General features: G+C 58.3%; 17 protein-coding genes. 8 read left to right on the top strand and 9 right to left on the bottom strand.

All coding sequences use genetic code 11. From position 1 onward, the window contains the following. Positions 1 to 166 precede the first annotated feature (166 nt). Positions 167 to 595 carry a hypothetical protein gene (locus tag E5K02_RS02950; RefSeq protein ID WP_135391912.1) on the bottom strand — a complete coding sequence of 143 codons (429 nt, stop codon included), beginning with the start codon at positions 593 to 595 and terminating at the stop codon, positions 167 to 169. A gap of 272 nt (positions 596 to 867) precedes the next feature. On the opposite strand from E5K02_RS02950, the gene E5K02_RS02945 reads away from it, so the two are divergent. The 3 genes from E5K02_RS02945 to E5K02_RS02935 are packed head-to-tail and all read left to right on the top strand — an operon-like array spanning position 868 to position 3,294. Continuing rightward, on the top strand, positions 868 to 1,728 hold the full coding sequence (locus E5K02_RS02945; protein WP_135391910.1) for an NAD(P)-dependent oxidoreductase: 861 nt from the start codon (positions 868 to 870) through the stop codon (positions 1,726 to 1,728). Beyond that, entirely contained in the window at positions 1,728 to 3,059 is a 1,332-nt protein-coding gene (locus E5K02_RS02940) for a carboxylesterase family protein (protein WP_135391908.1), read from the top strand. The genes E5K02_RS02945 and E5K02_RS02940 overlap by 1 nt, the downstream gene beginning before the upstream one ends. Before the next feature lie 28 nt (positions 3,060 to 3,087). Then, positions 3,088 to 3,294: a hypothetical protein gene (locus tag E5K02_RS02935; protein ID WP_135391906.1), complete on the top strand. Its 207-nt coding sequence runs from the start codon at positions 3,088 to 3,090 to the stop codon at positions 3,292 to 3,294. 9 nt (positions 3,295 to 3,303) lie between these two features. On the opposite strand, the gene E5K02_RS02930 is transcribed toward E5K02_RS02935, so the two are convergent. Continuing rightward, positions 3,304 to 3,510 (bottom strand): hypothetical protein, encoded by a 207-nt coding sequence (locus E5K02_RS02930; protein ID WP_135391904.1) that lies wholly within the window; start codon positions 3,508 to 3,510, stop codon positions 3,304 to 3,306. 301 nt (positions 3,511 to 3,811) lie between these two features. Then, positions 3,812 to 6,001 carry a glutamine synthetase III family protein gene (locus E5K02_RS02925; protein ID WP_135391902.1) on the bottom strand — a complete coding sequence of 730 codons (2,190 nt, stop codon included), beginning with the start codon at positions 5,999 to 6,001 and terminating at the stop codon, positions 3,812 to 3,814. A 275-nt stretch (positions 6,002 to 6,276) separates the two neighbouring features. On the opposite strand from E5K02_RS02925, the gene E5K02_RS02920 reads away from it, so the two are divergent. The 3 genes from E5K02_RS02920 (at position 6,277) to mtaB (ending at position 10,010) form a co-directional block, all read left to right on the top strand. Continuing rightward, a complete protein-coding gene (locus E5K02_RS02920) occupies positions 6,277 to 8,130 on the top strand; it encodes an LTA synthase family protein (RefSeq protein WP_135391900.1) in 1,854 nt (617 codons plus the stop codon). A gap of 48 nt (positions 8,131 to 8,178) precedes the next feature. Beyond that, positions 8,179 to 8,568, top strand: coding sequence for a hypothetical protein (locus tag E5K02_RS02915; protein WP_135391898.1), 390 nt, complete (start codon positions 8,179 to 8,181; stop codon positions 8,566 to 8,568). 101 nt (positions 8,569 to 8,669) lie between these two features. Then, the gene (mtaB, locus tag E5K02_RS02910; RefSeq protein WP_135391896.1) at positions 8,670 to 10,010 is read left to right on the top strand and encodes a tRNA (N(6)-L-threonylcarbamoyladenosine(37)-C(2))-methylthiotransferase MtaB; all 1,341 of its coding nucleotides are present in this window, start codon (positions 8,670 to 8,672) and stop codon (positions 10,008 to 10,010) included. Between the two features lie 84 nt (positions 10,011 to 10,094). On the opposite strand, the gene E5K02_RS02905 is transcribed toward mtaB, so the two are convergent. Together E5K02_RS02905 and E5K02_RS02900 are read right to left on the bottom strand one after the other, a co-directional pair. Then, positions 10,095 to 10,718 carry a helix-turn-helix transcriptional regulator gene (locus E5K02_RS02905; RefSeq protein ID WP_135391894.1) on the bottom strand — a complete coding sequence of 208 codons (624 nt, stop codon included), beginning with the start codon at positions 10,716 to 10,718 and terminating at the stop codon, positions 10,095 to 10,097. A gap of 797 nt (positions 10,719 to 11,515) precedes the next feature. Next, the gene (locus E5K02_RS02900; protein ID WP_135391892.1) at positions 11,516 to 12,754 is read right to left on the bottom strand and encodes an ABC transporter permease; all 1,239 of its coding nucleotides are present in this window, start codon (positions 12,752 to 12,754) and stop codon (positions 11,516 to 11,518) included. A gap of 236 nt (positions 12,755 to 12,990) precedes the next feature. On the opposite strand from E5K02_RS02900, the gene E5K02_RS02895 reads away from it, so the two are divergent. Continuing rightward, complete coding sequence (locus E5K02_RS02895) at positions 12,991 to 14,268, top strand: asparagine synthetase B (protein WP_135391890.1); 1,278 nt, start codon at positions 12,991 to 12,993, stop codon at positions 14,266 to 14,268. Between the two features lie 240 nt (positions 14,269 to 14,508). Then, the gene (locus E5K02_RS02890) at positions 14,509 to 16,359 is read left to right on the top strand and encodes a glycoside hydrolase family 2 protein (protein WP_135391888.1); all 1,851 of its coding nucleotides are present in this window, start codon (positions 14,509 to 14,511) and stop codon (positions 16,357 to 16,359) included. Positions 16,360 to 16,476: 117 nt separating this feature from the next. On the opposite strand, the gene E5K02_RS02885 is transcribed toward E5K02_RS02890, so the two are convergent. The 4 genes from E5K02_RS02885 to lpxK all read right to left on the bottom strand — a co-directional run bounded on the left by E5K02_RS02885 (position 16,477) and on the right by lpxK (position 20,690). Further along, positions 16,477 to 16,938 (bottom strand): hypothetical protein, encoded by a 462-nt coding sequence (locus E5K02_RS02885; protein WP_135391886.1) that lies wholly within the window; start codon positions 16,936 to 16,938, stop codon positions 16,477 to 16,479. A gap of 79 nt (positions 16,939 to 17,017) precedes the next feature. After that, entirely contained in the window at positions 17,018 to 17,629 is a 612-nt protein-coding gene (miaE, locus tag E5K02_RS02880) for a tRNA-(ms[2]io[6]A)-hydroxylase (protein WP_135391884.1), read from the bottom strand. Between the two features lie 39 nt (positions 17,630 to 17,668). After that, on the bottom strand, positions 17,669 to 19,642 hold the full coding sequence (locus tag E5K02_RS02875) for a putative porin (RefSeq protein ID WP_167856265.1): 1,974 nt from the start codon (positions 19,640 to 19,642) through the stop codon (positions 17,669 to 17,671). Further along, entirely contained in the window at positions 19,635 to 20,690 is a 1,056-nt protein-coding gene (lpxK, locus tag E5K02_RS02870) for a tetraacyldisaccharide 4'-kinase (protein WP_135391880.1), read from the bottom strand. Before lpxK ends, E5K02_RS02875 begins: the two co-directional genes overlap by 8 nt. Between the last annotated feature and the right edge of the window lie 98 nt (positions 20,691 to 20,788).

Below are 20,788 nucleotides of genomic sequence, written 5' to 3'. Positions count from 1 at the left end.
AATATTAGCGATAATTAAATTTAACTTCAAAATATTAATATAAATAAATGTAATATTCCTATTATTATGCATCTACCCCTTCTTAATCATATAACCAGCACCGGCGGGATTCCTCCCCCGCCGGGCCGCCAAGGCAGGTAGCGATTAGCCAGCTACGGAGGAAAGGTCAGGAAAAAAGCCCCGCCGTATGCGCCACCCGAATTAAATCGGGGGCCGCCTTGAGCGTAAGCCGCACAAACCGCTTGGTGGATTCTTTCACTTCGTCCTTGCTTACCTCCCGCGACTCCTCCCGCACAAACTCGCTCAGCATCTTGAATGCCTCCACGATGGCCTCGCGCTTGGGCTTATCAGTCAGTAGCAGCTTCTGAGCCAGGGCCATTTGAGCGTTGATTTTCTCGCGCCGGGATGTAAAAACTGAATCATTGGCCATATGAGGCCGTATTCTTTCAAGCAATTCCAGCAGGGGAATCAGCTTGGCGGCGGTAGCCACCATGGCCCCATCCAGCCTCTTTTGCTTATCGGCCACAGCTCCTTGTTCCGCTGGCCACCCTGCCTCGCCCAGGCTATCCACAACTGTATTTTTGTCAGTGTACATCTTACTACTTATTTCTGCTACCCTTCTCGAAGGTAGCACCAAACCACGCAAGCACCTACTGGCCGGCGCGTAAACTCCTTATCCGGAAGTTGCTTAATACCCCCAGCAGCTGGCCGTTACTCCCGAGCGGGGCTACCTACCCGTAGCTATGCGTGCCCGGGCCACGAGCCGGAAGGCGCTGCCCCGAATAAGTTTGCTGGCCGGCGGCCAACCAAATTCAGGCTTGGCAGTATAGCCAACCTCGATTTCCTCACTTCACGCTAGTACCCCTCATGAATTCTCTCTCCCCCGTCGGTTGGATTGGCCTAGGCACAATGGGCCTGCCCATGTCGCGCCGCCTGCTAGCGGCTGGTTACCCGCTCACGGTTTATAACCGCAGCAAAGACAAAACCGAGGCGTTGCGGGCACTGGGCGCCACCACAACTGATTCGCCGGCCGCCCTGCTTCCGCAGGTCGACATCGTGTTTTTGATTGTGTCGGATGATCAGGCGGTGCGCGAGTTGTTTACCGGCCCGCAAGGCTTGCTGCAGGCCCCGGCAACGGGCAAGTTGCTGATAAACATGAGTACGGTTTCCCCGGGCATCAGCCAGGAGCTAGCCGCCCTGAGTCAGGCCCAGGGCCATACCTACCTGGACGCGCCGGTATCGGGCAGCGTCAAGCAGGCCGAGGGCGGGCAACTCGTCATCATGGTGGGCGGCCAGGAGCAGGCATTTTCCCTAGCTTCTCCCCTGTTTGAACACCTGGGTAAGCTGGCCCTCCACCTCGGAGCGCCCGGCAACGGCAACCGGGCCAAGCTAGCCATGAACACCTTGCTGGCTTTCCACGCCCAGGGGCTGGCCGAAACTTTTCTCTTCGCTCAGCAACAGGGCTTGAAAGCGCAGGACCTGCACACGCTCATTGCCAACAGCGCCATGGGCAACGTTTTTGCCAAGCTCAAGGGCGAGGCCATCCTGGCCGACAACTACCAGGCGGCCTTTGCCCTGAAACTGCTGGCCAAGGACCTGCGGCTGGCTAAAGCCGAAGGCCTGGGCACCCCCATGAGCGAGGTCGTGCACCACACCTTTCAGGAGGCTCTGCCCGCCCTGGGCGACGAAGATGTCATTGCGGTTCTCAAGCACTTGAGCGGCCACTGATGCAGCCCCCTAGTTTGCCCCACTTCCTGACTCCGGCAGGCCGCATCATTGGCTGGCGTGATGGCACCGTAGTGCGAGCTTCGGGAATTCGCTACGCCCGGGCCGAGCGGTTCCAGTTTCCCGAGCCTGAGCCCGCCGCGGCGGAGCCCATTCTGGCCACTTCCCCGGCCCCGGCCTGCCCACAGGTAGCCGACCCGCGCCTTGCCCTGGCCTTCGGCGACTTCTACACCGATGCCACGTTCGACGAGGATTGTCTGCGGCTTTCCATCACCGTTCCGGCCGACCGACCGCCGGAAGAAGTATTGCCGGTTCTGGTGTGGGTGCACGGGGGCTCGTATGTAACCGGAGCGGGCGACGTGCCGCTCTACGACCCCGCGGCCCTCGTTACGGAGCAGCGGGTGGTATTCGTGGCCGTTACCTACCGGCTCGGACTCTTGGGATTTTTAGGCAGCCCCAGTGGCACGCCGCCGAACCTGGGCCTGCTGGACCTGCGAGAAGCGCTCCGCTGGGTGCAACGCAATATTGCTGCGTTTGGCGGCAACCCCGGGCGGGTAACCCTGTTGGGCCATTCCTCCGGGGCCGACGCCATAGCTCACCTGATGGTGGCTGAGGGGACGGCAGGCTTGTTCCGGCGCGTGATTATGCATAGTGCTCCGCTCGGGCTGGCGCCCAACCGCCAACGCATGGTTCAGGTCATGCTCCAGGCGGCGGGTAGGCTTCCGCCTACTGCTCCGGTAGCGGAAATACTGGCCCGGGAGAGTAGTGTGACGAAAGCCGTGCGCCGGTTTGGGCTGAAGAGCGGAATGCCCTTCGGCACCCAGTACGGAGCTTATCCCTTGCCGGCGGAGGCCGAACTAGACCAGGCGTGGCAGGCTGTGGCCCCCAGCGTGGACGTCCTGATTGGGGCAACGAGGGAAGAAACCCGGTTCTTTGCCGTTATTGAGCCCAAGCTGCGGTGGCTACCCCGCCTTCCCCTGCTCGGCGCCCCGCTGACGCAGCTGCTGGTCGGGGCTACCTCCAAGCGCATTTACCTGGCCCCCGCCCAAGCCTTTGCCCAGCGGCACGCCCGGGCCGGCGGGCGGGCTTTCCTGTTTTCAGTGGTGTTCCGGCCCGCCGGCGACACGTTTGGCGCGGCCCACACCGTGGATTTACCCTTATTGCTAGGCACCCAGGCCAGTTGGGCGGCCACTCCCCTGCTGGCCAACTCCACCTGGGAGCAGATTCACCAGGCGGGCCGCCAAGTACGCCAGCTGTGGGCCGATTTTGCCCGCACTGGGGAGTTACCCGCCCATCTATCCATACCGGATGTGCTGACGGTGGAGCAAGTGTAGTTTTACTCGCCATTCTTCTCTTCACTCTATGCCCCAGCGCCCAACTCCCGCCCCGCACGTAGCCGGGGTTTCTATTTCCAGCAAAAATGGCTTGGTCGTTCTGGCTATTATCGTAATTCTGCTGGCCCTTTTCGGTAAAAAGCCTACCGCACCAGGCCCTTTCCCAGCTCCCAAGCAAACCCCGGCCCCAGCCGGTAACGATACCATAACGGTAGCAGACTCACGGGCCGACTAGCGGAATGACCTATTTGTTTTGGCTTTGCTGCCTATATGTTGCGGGCTTTTGCAAGTCTTGTTGCCACTTTTCAACATCATAGGTCACCATAATTTTTGGCAAAGGACCTAAATAGAACAACTTAGGTGCGGTGCGGAAGGTAACTAACGAACAGATTTCAACACAAGAAGCCCCGATGGATGTTGGGGGTTCTTGTGTTGAAGAAATATGGGCCATAAGATACGTAGCTACCCGCCTCCTGGGTACCTGACACAGCTTATTGTTTCGCCTATTTTGCAGGAAGCTACTGGCTTAATAAGCCGAAAAGCTCTGTTTTGTCTCTGGGCCGACTTCCAGAACGTACACTCCGCTCGGTAGCGCCGCCACCGAAACCCGCGCGCCTGTGGCGCGCGATAAATCTACCGAAGCTGCGCTAGGCCTAAAACACAAAAAAGCCGCCCCACCCGGAACGGCTTTAGTGAAATCAGAAACCGGAGAAAATTCCCACCCAACTCCGGTCTGATTCTAACCTCTGGACTTAGTGCCGGAACAGAAGTTCGCGGTACTTTACCAAAGGCCAGTCCTCATCGGCTACCATCAGCTCCAGCTTGTCGACGGAGCGGCGGATGGTGTCGAAATGCGTTTTAACCGTGTCGCAGTACGCAATGGCACGCTCCCGGGTATCCTCAATCTTGTTGGCCACTTTGCGGGCATTGATCATCTCATCCACTTGGGTTTTGATGGTCGAAATGTGGCGCGAAATTGCTTTGATAGTATCCACCGTCACCTGCGACAGCTCGTCGTCGAGGCCCAGTTCGCGCAGGCCGCGTACGTTGGTAATCAGCTTGGTCTGGTACGCTACGGCCGTGGGAATGATATGGTTTACGGCCAAATCACCCATTACGCGGCTTTCAATCTGAATTTTCTTCATGTACTCTTCCAGCAAAATATCGTGGCGGGCGTGCAGTTCCACGTGCGAGAAGATGTTGTGACGGGCAAACAAATCGGCAGCATCGTCGCGCACCAGGGCGTCGAGGGCCTGGGGCGTGGTCGGGATGTTGCTCAGACCGCGGCTAGCGGCTTCTTCCTTCCACTCGTCGGAGTAGCCGTTGCCTTCGAAACGGATATTCTTAGAGCTAATGACGTACTCGCGCAACACCTCTACAATAGCCACTTCCTTCTTTTTGCCCTGCTCAATCAGAGCATCAACGGACTCCTTGAACTCGATGAGTTGATCGGCTACAATTGTGTTGAGCACCGTCATCGACGAGGAGCAGTTGGCCGACGAACCCACGGCCCGGAACTCGAACTTGTTGCCGGTGAAGGCGAAGGGCGAGGTACGGTTGCGGTCGGTGTTGTCGAGCAGGATGGCTGGAATCTTGTCGATACCGAGCTTGAGGTAGATGTTGTCGCCTTTGTCGAGCGGCAGTTTGGCCGTGCGCTCCAGCTCATCCAGCACCGAGTTCAGCTGCGAACCCACGAATACCGACATGATGGCCGGGGGGGCTTCGTTGGCGCCGAGGCGGTGGTCGTTCGAGGCCGAGGCAATGCTGGCGCGCAGCAAGTCGCCGTAGCGGTGCACAGCCTTGATAGTCGTGATGAAGAAAGCCAGGAACTGCAGGTTTTCCTTGGGCCGGCGGCCGGGCGCCAGCAGGTTCACCCCCGTGTCGGTACTCATGGCCCAGTTGTTATGCTTGCCCGAGCCGTTGACGCCCGAGAAAGGCTTCTCGTGCAGCAGCACCTTCAGACTGTGCTTTTCGGCCACGCGGTCCATGATGTCCATGAGCAGCTGGTTGTGGTCGACGGCCAGGTTGGCATCCTCGAAGGTCGGGGCGCACTCAAACTGATTGGGGGCCACTTCGTTGTGGCGGGTGCGCAGTGGAATGCCGAGGCGGTTGGCTTCCTCCTCGAACTCGAGCATGAACGCGTGTACCCGGCTCGGGATAGAGCCAAAATAGTGGTCTTCCAGCTGCTGGCCCTTGGCCGGAGCATGACCAAACAGGGTGCGGCCGGTCATTACCAAGTCGGGACGAGCATCAAACAGCGCCTTGTCGACGATAAAGTATTCCTGCTCGATACCTAGCGTGGTGCTCACGCGGTTCACATCCTTGTCGAAATACTGGCATACGTCGACGGCCGCCTGTTCCAAAGCCGCCAGCGACTTGAGCAGCGGGGCTTTGTAGTCGAGGGCCTCCCCGGTGTAGGCCACGAAAATCGTGGGAATGCACAGGGTCTTGGCACCGGCCGTTTCGATGATGAAGGCGGGGGAAGTTGGATCCCAGGCAGTATAGCCGCGGGCTTCGAAGGTATTGCGGATGCCGCCGTTGGGGAAGCTGGAGGCATCGGGCTCCTGCTGCACCAGCGCTGAACCTTTAAAGTTCTCGACCGGGCGGCCGTCGGAGTTCAGATCGAAAAAGGAGTCGTGCTTCTCGGCCGTGGAGCCCGTCAGGGGCTGGAACCAGTGCGTGTAGTGCGTGGCGCCCTTGGCCATGGCCCAGGTTTTCATGGCCGAAGCTACCGCATCGGCTACCGAGCGTTCTACAGGTGAGCCCTGTTTAATGGCGGCTTGGAGCTTTTTGAAGTACTCACCCGGCATGGTAGCGCGCATGGCGTCCAGGTTGAATACGTTCTTGCCGAAGCTGTCGGAGCGGCGCTCATCGGAAGAAACAACGGCCAGCGGCTTACGCTGGTCAACTAGCTCGAGAGCTTTAAAGCGAAGAATTGCCATGAAGTGTTAACGGGAACCAACGATGGAGATTGACAGCAGCAAATGTAAGTGGACCTACACGGCATTTGCAAATACCCCCTATCAAATAAAGGCATTTTATCGACAAACCCCCTGCTTTATCACACAAACACCTCCCAAACAGCGACACATTGTGCCGGTCAAGCTGTATTTTTAACTGAACACCCCTAAAACTGCAGAGTACCCTCCGCCATGTTCCTTCCAAAGGATTCCGGGGGCCGTTTCGGCACCACCGGCTTTCACCCTACCTTTGCAGGGTGAGAAACCGCTTTGCGTTCCAGCCCCGCTACTTTCTATTCTGGCTGGTATTCTTCGTCATCACGAAGGCTGCTTTTTTACTGTACCACTTCGCCAAAACCGCCGCTTTGCCCCCGGGCAGCGTCGCGCGCATCTTTGGCTACGGCCTGCGCCTCGATGCCTCGGCCACGGCCTACCTGAGCATAGTGCCGTTTGTGCTGTTTCTGCTGGGTAGCGCCCTGCCCAGCCGCTTTTTCCCCCGCCGCCTGCTGCTTTTCTATTCGGCAGTGGTAGGCGTGGTGGTTTGTTGCTTGTCGGTAGCGGATTTGGAGTTGTACCGGGCCTGGGGTTTCCGCCTCGATGCTACCCCGCTGCAATACCTCAACTCGCCGGGCGAAATGGCGGCTTCCGCCGGCAGTGCTCCACTCCTAGTATTAGCAGGAGTTCTGGCGGGGCTTTTACTGCTGGGCTGGTGGCTCTACCAAAAGCTAGTAGGCCCGATACCGGAGCTACCGCCGCAGTTCGGGCTGGGGCGGGCTATGCTGGCCAGCCTGCTGTATCTGGCCTTGCTGATTGTGCCGCTGCGCGGGGGCGTGCAACAGATTCCGATTAATCAGAGCGACGTGTACTTCAGTGCCCTGCCCTTTGCCAACCACGCCGCCCTGAATGTTCCCTGGAATGTGGCCAACTCCCTGCTCCTGACTGACGGCGGCCCCAACCCCTACCAGTTTATGCCCGATTCGGTGGCCACAGGTCTGGTCGGGCAGCTCTACACGCCGGCCCGCCCCCAGCCCGACACCACTCGGCTGCTGCGCACCACCCGTCCCAACGTGCTGTTTATTATTCTGGAGAGCTTCACGGGTAAGTTTGTCGAAAGTATCGGCGGCGAGCCCGCCGTGACACCTAACCTCGACAGCCTCGCCCGCACGGGGGTGCTGTTCACGAACATCTACGCGGCTGGCGACCGAAGTCAGAAGGGATTAGTAGCCTTACTCAGCGGCTACCCCAGCCAGCCGACCACCAGCATCATCAAGTATCCGCGCAAAACCGAAGGCCTGCCCCACCTGTGCCGGTCGCTGGAGCAGGTCGGTTATAAATCCCGCTATTATTATGGTGGGGAGCTGGCCTTTGCCAACATGAAAAGCTACCTGGTAGCGGCCGGCTACGACCAGTTTACCGAGCGGGCCGACTTTCCCCGCAGTCAGCAGAACTCGAAGTGGGGAGCTCACGACCATGTGCTGTTCGACCGGGTACTGCAGGATTTAAATGCCCAACCAACGCCCTTTTTTGTTACGGCCTTTACCCTGAGCAGCCACGAGCCGTTCGAAACCCCGATTCCGCGCAAATTCCAGGGTACCGACGAAACAGCCCTGTTTCGTAATTCGGTGTATTATACCGACTGGGCCCTGGGCCGCTTTCTGCACGCGGCCCGGCAGCAGCCCTGGTGGGACAACACCCTGGTGGTGGTGGTTGCCGACCATGGCCACACCCTGCCCGGCAACGACCCGAACGAGAGTCCGCGCAAATTTCGGATTCCGCTGGTGCTGGCTGGGGGCGCCCTGCGGCCCGAAGCCCAGGGCCGCGTCATCCGCCACGTCGGCTCCCAAACCGACATTGCCGCTACGTTGCTCACGCAGTTGCAACTACCCACCACGGAGTATACCTGGAGCCACGACCTCTTGCAGCCCCTGCGCCAGCCCTTTGCCTTCTACTGCTTTTCCGATGGGTTTGGGATGACGACCTCGGCCGGCACCGTTTCTTACGACAACATCGCCCGCCGTATTATTACTGGCGACTCAACCGTTACCAAGGAGCAATTGCGCCAGGGTCAGGCCTACGAACAAGTGTCGTTTGATGAGTTTCTGCACAAATAATTACGGACAGCCAATCTTTTCATCCAGGTAGATTCGTAAGTAGAGGCTATGCAGCAACTTGTTTTTGTGTACAATGCGGATGCCGGCCTGTTTGGCGCAGTGCTGGATCTGGCGCACAAGCTGGTTTCGCCCACTACCTATCCCTGCTCCTTGTGCGCCATTACCTACGGGGTGCGCATGCGGCCCGAGTGGAAGGCCTTTATTGCAGGCTTGCCCATAGACTCGGAGTTTTTGCATCGGGATGAGCTGGCCGCGCTGTATCCGTGGCTTTCTGACACTCCGCTGCCCGCCGTATTTATGAAGGACCGCCACGGGGAGCTGACGCCGTTTATTGCGGCCGCCGAGTTAAAATCAATTGACTTAACGGGGCTAATGCAGCTCGTTGAGCAGCGCTTGAGCATCCTGATACAGGCCCCAAGTCCGGCGCCCCGGCGGTAGGTAATAGATGCGCTTTTGCCGAGTTATTCGGGCAGCAGGGTGTTATTTCCGCTTGGGCAAAGGCTCTGAACCTAAGAAGCTGTATCTTTGCGGCCTTGCTTATGGAAACCAGAAAAGTTGCCTTTTATACGCTGGGCTGCAAGCTCAACTTCTCCGAAACCTCGGCCATTGGCCGGCAGTTTGAGGAACGCGGCTTCCGCAAAGTAGCCTTCGAGGAAGCGGCCGACATCTACGTCATCAACACCTGCTCCGTCACCGACCATGCCGACCGCAAGTGCCGCAAAGTGGTGAAAGAAGCCCTGAAGCATAATCCGGAGGCCTTCGTGACCATTGTGGGCTGCTACGCCCAGCTCAAGCCCCAGGAAATTGCCGAAATTCCCGGGGTGCATGCCGTGTTGGGAGCCGCCGAGAAGTTTCAGCTGGTCGACATCCTGGCCGGCTTTGAAAAGCCCGCAACGGGGCAGCCCGGCCACGTGCACGCCTCTCCTATTGCGGCGGCTACTGAGTTTCACGCGGCCCACTCCTACGGCGACCGGACCCGTACTTTCCTGAAAGTACAGGACGGCTGCGATTATTCCTGCTCGTTCTGCACCATTCCGCTGGCCCGGGGCAAAAGCCGCTCGGGCAGCGTGCAGACCGTGGTGGAGCGCGTGCAGCAGCTGGCCCAGACCGGCGTGAAGGAAATCGTGCTGACCGGCGTTAACCTCGGCGACTTTGGCTTGCAGGGCCCCGACCGGGAACGGCGGGAAAACTTCTACGACCTGGTACGAGCCCTCGACGAAGTAGAAGGCATCGAGCGGTTCCGCATTAGTAGCTGTGAGCCCAACCTGCTTACCGACGAGATTATCCGCTTCGTAGCCCGTTCGAAGCGCTTTATGCCCCATTTTCATGTTCCGCTGCAATCGGGCTCCAACAAGATCCTGGGGCTGATGCGCCGGCGCTACCGCCGCGAGCTGTACGCTGAGCGAGTGGCCTTGATTAAGGAGGTGATGCCCCACGCCTGTATTGGTGTCGACGTTATTGTGGGCTTTCCGGGCGAAACGGAGGCTGATTTTCTGGAGACGTATCAGTTCCTGAATGATCTGGACGTGAGCTACCTGCACGTCTTCCCGTATTCGGAGCGCGAGAACACCCTGGCTCCTACGCTACCTGGCCGCGTGCAGGACCGCCACCGGCATGATCGGACTACGCAGCTGCGCGGGCTCTCGGAGAAGAAGAAGCGTTTCTTTTACGAACAGCATCTAGGTGATGAAACCATTGTGCTGTTTGAGGACGACGTAACTAACGGGCAAATGGAAGGCTTCACTCCTAACTATATTCGGGTGGTGGCTAAGTACGACCCGCTGTTGGTAGGCGAGATGAAGCGCCTGCGCCTGACGGCCGTAAACCCGCAGAACCTAATGGAAGCCGAAGAAATTGGCATAGAAGTACTTCAGCACTAAAGTTTCTGACCGCATTTTTACAAAAAGGCCCGCTACTCTCGGTAGCGGGCCTTTTTTTTGCAATTACCCAAATGTTTTCTTGATCTATTTAAACATTTGTTGCTTCATTAAATCCATCATCTGCTGCATCATGCGCTGTTGTTCCTGTAAGTGCTGATTACGGAGCTCGGCCATAGCGAGCTGATGCGCCATTTGCTGCGTATACAAGGCTGTCTGCCAACTGGTAGTATCAACTGCGGGCGCTGCCGCAACCGGAGCGGGCATGAACGGGGTTTCTAGCTGAGCAGTATGAGCAACCGACGGGGCTGGGGCTGGGGCTGGGGCTGGGGCTGGGGCTGGGTTGGCAGTTACCTTCTCAGCAACGGTTTCTTCCGCAACTGTAGACTCAGCCATGGCTGGCTTTGCAGCTACGACTTTATCGGCACTGATTTTTAGGTCAGCAACGGGTGCTGTTCGTGAAGCTGGGTTAGGCAAATCACCCGCTGATAGCATTGGGCCTGTACCCTGTAACAACCAATCCTTAGACACATTTGGATATACTTCAAAAACCTTACACAAAAGGTCAAATCCGGGTTTATTTCGCTCATCCACAATGTGCTGGATAACAGTTGCCGTCTTGTCAAGGGAAGAGGCAAAGGCATTTTTTGATATTCCCAAATGAGCAATAAGCTGCGTAAATCTCTGCCCAACTGTTCCGGTAGCAACCATATCCAAATGTTTATTTACAACCCAAATGTAGCAAACAATTTATTCTTTATTATATATCCGCGGCTACTTTTTTGCTGGCCGCAGCCTGTACTACCGGCAGCAGCAAGGGTTGTGGCAGCCGGTGAGTGAAAAGCAGCATTTACGTTTCATGCTGCAGAGATTTGAAGGTATAATGCCCGCGTCATCGGATAAGAAGCGACAGCGCATCAGGCTGGCACGCAAATTCAGTTGATTAAAGCGCAGCATCAGTAACGGGCCGTTTCGCCTCTGTTTCCGGCCTCGTGGCGAGGGGACACTCTACACCCTAGTGTTGTGGCGTGAGTCACGCGTGATAGTAGATGAAGAATCGGCGCCGCAATTGCCCAAGCTCCAGGCCCTCTACCCCACTCCAAACCAAACCTACTCATGCCTGAATAGTAGGATAATTGCTGGCGAGGGCAACGCCAGTAGGGCCCCGTACGGATCTGCCTTGAGAAGAAGCTGCTTCAGCAGCCGGGGCGGGGTGGCTTCGTATCCATCGGAGTGGTAGCCGCGCCTCGAGAAAAGCAGGGTTATGCTGACGCAGGAACTCATTTACCTTCGTAGCCTCTTCGCCGAATTGTTGCTGCGCCGCATACCCATCCGAAATAGTGAGGGCAATAGTTGCCGGCGCTGCTGGGCCAGCGGCGCCTTACCGAAGCTGCACTTCATCGGTGCGACGCGTTCATCGTGGCCGCTCGGGCCGCGGCGCAGTAAGGCAAAATCGAGCCTTAGGCAGGGCTTATGATAGGGTTACAACCTGCCTGGCCGTAGGCATGCTATTCGTAGCGGAGCGACTCAATGGGGTCGAGGCCGGCGGCTTTACTGGCCGGGTAGTAGCCCGAAGCCAGGCCCACGCCAATGCAGATGGCCAGGCCCATTGTCATCCAGAACCAGGGCACTAGGAAGGCCCCCTCCCCGATAAAGAGCGAAATGGAGTTGCCCATCGTGACGCCCAGCAGGATGCCCAGTAGGCCGCCGAGTACGCAGATGACAATGGCTTCAATGAGAAACTGCTGACGAATCTGCCGGGAAGTGGCGCCCAGAGCCTTGCGGATACCGATTTCGCGGGTGCGCTCCGTCACCGATACCATCATGATATTCATCAGGGCAATGCTGGCTCCGAGCAAGGTGATAAAGCCGACCAGTCCGCCGCCCATGCGCAGATTGCCCGACAACGAATCGAGCTTGCCCGCCAGCGAGTCGCTGCGCTCTACGTCGAAGCTGTCGGCCTGCCCGAGCTGGTCGTGGCGCACGGCGCGCATAATACCGGTGGCCTGCCCGGTGAGAAAGGCCAGGTTTTCGGGCTGCAAAGTGGCCGTCTTGATATCGTAGGTCAGGGCCCGCTGCCGGGGCATCTGGTTGCCGGTTTCCAAGGGAATCAATACCATCCGGTCGGCGCCCCCGCCCCCCATCGTGCTACCGCTTTTTTCCAGCTCGCCCACCACCTGAAAGCGGCGGCCCAGCAGGTAGATGTATTGGTCGACGGGGCTCTGGTTGGGAAACAGCTTATCGGTTATTTCCTTGCCTACGATGGCCACATTAGAGCCGTTATCCAGCTCAATGGCGGAAAAAGCCCGCCCGCGCGACAGGTTGTAACTCTGAATCTGCAGGTAGTTTTCGTCGCCGGCCACGACATTCATATTCGGGTTGGTTTTTTTGCCGTTGGCTTTTACCTCGGCCGCTCCGGCAATAAAGGCGGAAATGCCGACCTGCCCTTCTTCCCCAATCTGCTCCTTATACTGCTTGGCCTGCAGGTAGGTAATGGCCGGGTAAACCTTGTCTTGCACCCCGCCGCGCCGCGAGCGGTTGTTGTAGCCCTTGGCTTTCATCTCGAATGAATTCGCGCCCAGGCTGGCAAAGGTTTGGTTCAGGGAGTACTTGATGGCGTCGATGGCCGTCAGGATGCCGACCAGCGACATAATGCCGATGCTCACAATCAGGGCCGTCAGGATGGTCCGCAACAGATTGCTGTGAATGGAGCGAAAAGCCTCCTTGATGTTTTCGAGCAGGTGCATGGAGCGACGAACAATAAACGAACGGGAGCAAACGACCAAAAGTGGCTTAACCAGGCGTAAACGCGGATTATAAGCTACTAACTGGTCCCGCAAGGTAACCGCTTTCCGGCAAACTCCGGCCCGTTTCGCTACATTTGTTTGGGCCTACCCTGCCCCAGCTGACAACCTAAACGGAATTCTCTGCATCGGTTTGTTGTACGGTTGTTTTACCTTCCTTCCTGACTTAGCAGAACCCAATGGCGCTGAAGCGAATTCTGCCCTTTTTCTTGCTGATAGCCTGCTGGCTCAGCGGTCCGGCCGCGGCTTGGGCCAACCACGTCTTTATTCCGATGGATCAGGGGCAAAAAGAGCACCTGAAAGCCTACGGCATTGCTTACTGGCTGCTGGCCCGGCAGGTGGAGGTCGACTGGCTGCTCAACTACCGCGGCGGCAGCTTTGCCTGCGACAATGCCCAGGGCCTGGAAAATGAGCTGGCCGTGCGCGGCATCAGCTACCAGGTGATTTCCGAAGCGCAGTACGGTAGCATTCTGGCCGAAATAGCCGATCCGAACGCTAACATGGACGTAATGAAGCTGGAAAAGGCGCCCAAAATTGCGGTCTACACGCCCAAAGGCAAGCAGCCCTGGGACGATGCCGTAACGCTGGTGCTGACCTACGCCGAAATTCCCTACACCGAAATCTACGACGACGACGTGCTCAACGGGGTGCTGCCTAAGTACGACTGGCTGCACCTGCACCACGAGGACTTTACGGGGCAGTACGGGAAGTTTTTCGCCTCTTACCGCAACCGGCCTTGGTATCAGCAGCAGCAGCGCGATGCCGAAGCTGCCGCCAAGCGCCACGGCTTTGCCAAGGTCAGCCAGATGAAAGGCGCTGTCGTGACCAAGATGCAGGAGTTTATTGCCGGCGGCGGGTTTCAATTCGCCATGTGCTCGGCTACCGACACCTACGACATTGCCCTGGCCAGCCTGGGCCTCGATATGGTGGAAAGCATGTACGACGGCGACCCGGCCGACCCCACGGCCGCTTCCAAGCTGAACTTCAACCGCACCTTGGCCTTCAAGGATTTTCAGGTGGTGCGCGACCCCTACCAGTACGAATACTCCAACATCGACATGCAGCCCGGGGAGCGGGGTGTGTACGAAGACAACGATTATTTCCAGCTTTTTACCTTCTCGGCCAAGTATGACCCGGTGCCGACCATGCTGACCCAGGACCACGAAAAGACCATCAAGGGCTTTATGGGCCAGACCACGGCCTTCCGTAAGCAGCTTATTAAGTCGGACGTGGTGGTGATGGGCGACAATAAAGCCTCGGGCGAAGTGCGCTACATGCACGGCACGCTGGGCAAAGGCACCTGGACCTTCTACGGCGGCCACGACCCGGAAGACTACCAGCACCTCGTGGAAGAAGAACCCACCGACCTCGCCCTGCACCCCAATTCCCCCGGTTACCGCCTGATTCTGAACAACATCCTGTTTCCGGCCGCGAAGAAGAAAAAGCAGAAAACCTAAGCGACGCGCGTTATACCAACAACACAGCCCGGTCCTAAAACGGCCGGGCTTTTTGCATTGTAGCCCCGACCAACTTTCCAGAATGGCTACAGCAAACCGACGCCGTTTGCAAGCTGGAGCGTATTGTTGACCTGGAATTGGGCCATGGTTTCCCCTAATTCCGTACGGAACCCGTATAGAAAGTCACCTTGGTCGGCGTGGCATCTTCCACCTGGCCCTTGTTTTACCAACAGCCTTCGCATGAACCCAGAGCACATCAACTATGGCCTGTCGGCCAGCAAGGAAGAAACCAAGCCTATTGAGGAAATGCCCAACCCGCTACCGCGGGCGGTGCTGCGCTTAAACAACCACGCCCTACTCGACGGGGAGTGGAATTTTGCCCTCGACCCCGACGACAGCGGCCTGCGCGACGGCTGGTACCTGGGCCACGACTACGAGTACAAAGCTCAGTGGCCGGGCTCTATTGAAACCCACATGGCCCAGGCCAAGGGCCAAACGCAGCCTTCGGTGTGGCACGACAAGGTGGTGGCCTGGTACGAGCGGGAGTTTACCCTGCCCGAAATCGAGGAGCCCTTGCTGCGCTCCATGTTCCAGCTCACCTTCGGGGCCTGTGGCTACGAAACCCGGGTGTGGCTCAATGGCCGGCAGCTGCGCACCATCGAGGGCGAGGATGTGCACTACGGCGAATACACCTCCTTTTCCTACGAGTTGCGGGAAGAAAACCTGCACCTAGTAAACCGTCTCACCGTGCGCATCGCCGACACGATGGACGCCGAAACCACCCGCGGCAAGCAGGAGTCGCACATTTACAAGCGGGGCGGCATCTGGTACCAGACCTACACCGGGGCAGTGCGCAGCGTATGGCTGGAAATGGTGGAGCGCAACCGTCTCCGCTCCCGCGTGGGCGTGGATAGTATAGTAGAAGACCAGCTCGTGCGCTTCAACCTCACTACCCGCGTGCATGACCCGGGCTGCTACACCCTGCGGCTACAGGTCTACGAGCGGGGCCGCAAGAACGGGGCACCGCCCCTGTTCAGCTCCGAATTTCCGCTGCGCCTGGAAGCGGGCCAGCGGCAACAACGCGTGGTACTAGAGATGCCCGGGGCGAAGCTTTGGTCGCCGGAAGCCCCTAATCTGTACCAGCTGGTGGCGCAATTAGTGGACACGGAAGGGTATGCGGCCCAGATTGAAACCCACTTCGGGCTGCGCAAAATTGAGTCGCGGGGCCGGCACGTGTATCTCAACAACGAGCCTACCTACCTCGACGGCATCCTGTACCAGCCCGGCACGGCCACCTACGAGGAAATGCAGCGCCACATGCACGCCATGCAAAAGCTAGGCTGCAACCTGGTGCGCGTGCACATTGCCGGCGTCGACCCGCGTATCTACAACCTGGCCGACGAGTTGGGCCTGCTCTTGTGGGTGGAAGTGCCGAGCCCGCATGCCTCCAGCCCCCGCAGCCGGCAAAACCACAAGGAAGAATTGCTGCGCATGCTGGCCCTGATTGAGTCCCATCCCTCGGTGGTTATCTGGAGCCTCTACAACGAAGACTGGGGCTGCCAGGACATTGCCACCAACCCCGAAACGCGGCGCTACATCATGGATACCTACCACTACATGCAGATCGAGCATCCGCAGTTTCTGGTGGTCGACAACGACGGGTGGCAGCATATTTCGCAGGAAGGACGCCTCAAATCGGACCTGCTGACGGCCCACCTCTACACGCCCGAGCTGCCGCACTGGCGCAACCTGCTGGACCGACTTGTGGCCGGCGAACTGGTCGGAGTGGCAGCTTTCCCGCTGGTCATTGGCGACGCGTTCTTCTACCGACGCCAGAAGCCGCTGATTGTCAGTGAGTGGGGCGGCTTTGGCTTTGCCGACTACGGCGGACCCCAGGCCGGAGAAGAGCGTACCGAGCGAATCCGGCAGTTCAAGCAGGAACTGCGGGCTCGCCCCATCGCCGGGGACGTGTACACCCAGGCCACCAACATTGAGGATGAGCGCAATGGGGTAATAGACTTCCATACCGGGGAGCTCTCGGTGCCGGCGGGTCTGCTGAATTCGCGGCAAGCCCAGCAGCCTGCCTCTTAGCAATAGCTGCCTCTCTCTAAAAAGGCCGCCTGTTGCTGAAGCAGGCGGCCTTTTTAGATAATATGGTTTGATTCCGCGAAGCTCAGCCTTTACGCAAAGCCTGTTTTTACGGGTGCCTTACTTATCCAAATGCACGAACTGCCGGGCAAACTCGGGGATTTCCTTGTTGCTATAAGGGTCCACGTCCAAAGTCAGCTGAATCATGACGGGCTGGCCTTTGGTGATGCCGTAAGCCAGAACATCATAGGCCAGGCCTTTTTCGGTCTGGTAAGCAAACTTAAACGCTTTAGCAGGTGTGTCCTGAATAAAACACGTGATTTCCTGCAGATCATTGCCCTTAAGTTTTTTCATCCGCTGCTTGGTGTATTCGGCCGGGGCCCCGTTTCGCAGGTCCGGATAATTGACGTAGATCAGCAACAGGCTATACTTGGCTGCCTGCACCTCGTATGGGGACAAAAGCACCGCATCGGCTGGCACCGGATACTGCTGACCGCAGAAATTAACCGTGGGCGGGGCTGCTTGACCGTAAGCCAACACCGTTGTAAAGAGCAATAAGGCTAGCGTATACAATGTCTTCATGGACGGGAAAATACAATGCTTTGAGGAAAGCCGAGCAGCCCAACCATAAATTATACCAAAAATCCTGATAATGAATGGTTTAATGCATTCTATCGTCGCGCACTGGCAGATTGGTGATGATTTCGCCTTCAATCTTGAGCAGTTCCTGCAAGCGGGCATCCACTTCTTTGGGGTCGCGGTATTCCTTCGCCAGATCAACGTAACTAACGAAGTGAGCCGCTTCCGATACCATCAGTTCGTAGTAAAATTTGCTGAGCTCAGGGTCCGGAATATGCTTCCACAACAGCTTGAACCGCTCGCAGCTGCGCGCTTCAATTAAGGCACTTACCAACAGCATATCCATCAGCTGCCGGTCGCGGTGGTCGCCCCGGCGCACGTGAGTCATTAGCTGCACCACGTAGTCGTCGCGGCGCTGCGGGCCGAGTTCGAAGCCACGCTTGCGCAGCTCCAACAGCACCCGCTCGAAGTGGGCCCACTCCTCGGCGACCAACAGCGTAAGCTCGTCGACTAAGCGGGTCTTTTCAGGGTATTTTACAATCAGGGATATGCCGGTGCTGGCCGCTTTCTGCTCACAGTAAGCGTGGTCGACTAGGATGTCCTCAATGTTTTTGCTGGCAATATCAACCCACCGCGGATCGGTATTGAGCTTGAGCTTAAGGATGGTTTTTTCTTTGGATTCGGAGGGTTCCATAAGGTTCAGGCGCCCGGCGGCGCGGGTTTGCAGGGTAGCTTAATCGAAGAACTGCCATTTAAGGCCCAGCTGAAAGCGGCGGGGCAGGCCCGTATAGTAGGGCGAGGCAAAGTAGCCGTTGCCAAAGTCATAGAAACCCTGGTTCAGATACGCTACTTTCAAAAACACCGATACGGTCTTGATGTCAGTAATCAGGAACACGTCGGCCACTGAGTAGTTGCGGATAATGAAGTGGTCCTGCAAATAGAATTGCTGGGTGCTGGGGCTATAATCGTAGCCCCGAAAGCGGGACTGGTAATACACCTCGGCGCCGATTTGGGTGAACATGGCCTTTTTGAACAGGTAATCCTGGTAATAGACCTTGCTGTTGGTCACCAGGCTCGGAATGCGCAGGCCTTCCCCGTCGCCCCCGCTGGTGTAGGTACCCTGGTTGTCGAAGAAGAACTTGCCCAGGTTGAAGCGGTGGCGCAGGGTCCCGATCAGCAGTACCTTGGCCTCCGGGAGCTGGGCGGGTTCGGCCTGCTGGTTGTAGTACACCAGGTCATTAATCGTGACGAAGCTGCCGGAGGCATCCAGGTAGTGCCGGCCCAGCTTCTGGCCGATACGGCCGGTTATCTGGTTTACCAACGTGTTGCGGAAGGCCGCGGCTTCGCTGGTATGCTCCCAGTTGTAGTGGTTGCCGCTAAACTGCTGCTGGGTAAGCGTAGGCGAGTAGGAAGCACTCAGAAACTCGCCGCTCAAAGGGCCCAGGCGGGCCAGGGCCCGAAACCAGTACTCGCTCAGAGCTTTTCCCTTGGGCTCCAGCTGGGCGGCCAGTACTTCGCCGGCGGTTTCCACGGCAATGAGCTTGCGGTAGCGGAATTCGGCCGTGCCGCCCACAAACAGCTGGCTGTAGTGGGGCCGGGGGTTGGGCAGCGTCGAAACCAGCGTAGACTGCTGATCCTGGTAGCTCCGGCTCACTTTAAGGAGGCCGTCGCGGTAGCGCCCGTACAAGCGGTAGCCCACGGCCGAGGTATTGCCCATGATGCCGACCGTATTGTCCACCTGCCGGTATTCCGCCCGGTCGTTGGTTAGGGAAACGCTCCGCACGGCGCGGGGGTAAAACTGCAACGGCGTCTGCAGTACATCGTTGTAGCGGTTGAACTGCCGTTTCCAATCGACGATATGGTAGGCCGTCAGGCCCTTGCCCAGCAGGCGGTAGGTCTGCACCAGGCGCACCTCGTCGCGGTCGTCCTGGTTGAGCGCCTGAGTCAGGTTAACGGTTTCCAGGTTGTATTCAAACAGGCCCCGCGGCCGGAAATTGCCGTTATCGAGTGTGTCTTCCGCCTGGTAGCGGATGCCGCCCTGCTCGGCCACTCGGTGCCGAGACGTGTTGATGTTGAACAAGCCGTAATACCGGTCATTCTTGCTCTGAAAACGTCCAAACAGCAGCACGTTGGAGTGCTCGGCCAGGCCTTCGCGGCCCCGGGGCTGCAGCACTTTGTTCGAGGCAAACCGCTCGTAGGCCAGGCCCACGTTGGCATTCTTGCCGATGCTGCGCGTGTACGACAACTCGAACACCTGTTCGCCATAGCCACTCTGGATAAAGCGAAAAAACGTGTAGGGCGAGCGGGTGTCGTAGTAGGGAATCGTGGCCGAGTTGCGCACGTACTTGTCGAATACGTTGCGGCCAAAACGGGCCCCCAGCTCCAGGTTGGGCTCCCAGAGCAAGCGGCGCGACGCCGTGCCCACGTTGCCCAGGTCCTGCTGGTAGGTGCTGTCGTGGAACCAGTAGCGGGCCTGCATCTGGTTGGTGAGCGTGGTATCAATGATGCGCCCTTCGTACTGTTCCCGCAGAATATCGGCTTCGCGCAGAATACGGGTAGTTTTAGCCCCGTACAGCACTTTGGTGGAGTCGTCGAGTACCTGCGCCCGCAGGGAGGCCGGACAGAACAGCGCTACTGCCAGCAGCAGAGGAGGGAAAAAGCGACTTAGCGAACGGAAATAAACCAACGGAACGAGCAGATCAGACAACAGCGTGGGGCTGAAATAGAGGAGAAAGCAACTGCTGCAACTGCGCAGCACCATCGGCCAGAAACTGAACCTGGATGGGAATATAAAAAACCGGTAGCGACGCTACCTGCTGGCGAAGGCCGGGCTCGAGCAAGCGTACCGCATCCTTTTGCGTGGTAAAAACGCATTGCCCCGGCCGTAATTGTTTGGCTACCGCCGTAAGGTCGGCCGAAGTAAATGCGTGGTGGTCGGCAAAGGCCACGTGATGGGTAATCTGGTAGCCGGCCTGGGCCAGATACTCTCGCAAGGGCCCGGGCTGGGCAATACCGGTCAGCAGCACGATTTCCGGCCCGGCCGGCCGGTTCCCGTCCCCCACCGGCACGGGGCTACCGTAGGTATAAGTCGAGAACAGCACGGGCACCCGCGGCCGGCTATAGCGTTGAATACGAGCCGTAATACCGGCCTGCTCGGCCGAGGAAAGGGCCGGGTTGCACTTAGTCACGATAACCACATCGGCCCGGGCGGCCCCGCGGCGGCTTTCGCGCAGGCGCCCGGCCGGCAGTACGTAGTCCTGGTAGAAGGGGCGCTGCTGCTCAGTCAGCAAAATACTCAGTTGCGGCTGCACGCGCCGGTGCTGGTAGGCATCATCGAGCACCACGGTCGTTACGGCGGGCTGCGCCCGAAGCAGGGTTTCCAGGCCGGTGCGGCGGTTTTCACATACGGCTACCGGCACTTGCCCCTGAAAGTCCTGGTAATGCTGCAGGGGCTCGTCGCCAATACTAGTCGCCGTAGCTTGGTTGTCGGCCAGAATATAGCCCTGGGTTTGGCGGCCGTAGCCCCGGCTCAGAATAGCGGGCTGCTGCCCGGCCTGCCGCAGTTGCTGCACCAGCCAGGCCACGTGCGGCGTTTTGCCCGTGCCGCCCGCGCGCAGGTTCCCCACCGTGATAATAGGCGTCGCAAACGTTGCGGAGGCCTTCAACCCAGTGTCATAAAGCCAGTTGCGCACGTGCATCACGCCAGCGTAGAGCCAGGCGAAGGGCAGCAGCAGCAAGGCAAATACGTGGGCCATACGGGGTGAGCAAGGAGGCGGAGGCGCAAAAGTACGCCTACTTACGTAAGCTACGAAACCAGACCGCCCCGGGGCCGCAACTTACGGCCCGGCTTGCT

This window comes from Hymenobacter metallicola (assembly GCF_004745645.1).
Classification (GTDB): domain Bacteria; phylum Bacteroidota; class Bacteroidia; order Cytophagales; family Hymenobacteraceae; genus Hymenobacter; species Hymenobacter metallicola.
Note: the sequence above shows the minus strand (reverse complement) of the source record. Positions and strands in the feature narration are given on the sequence as shown.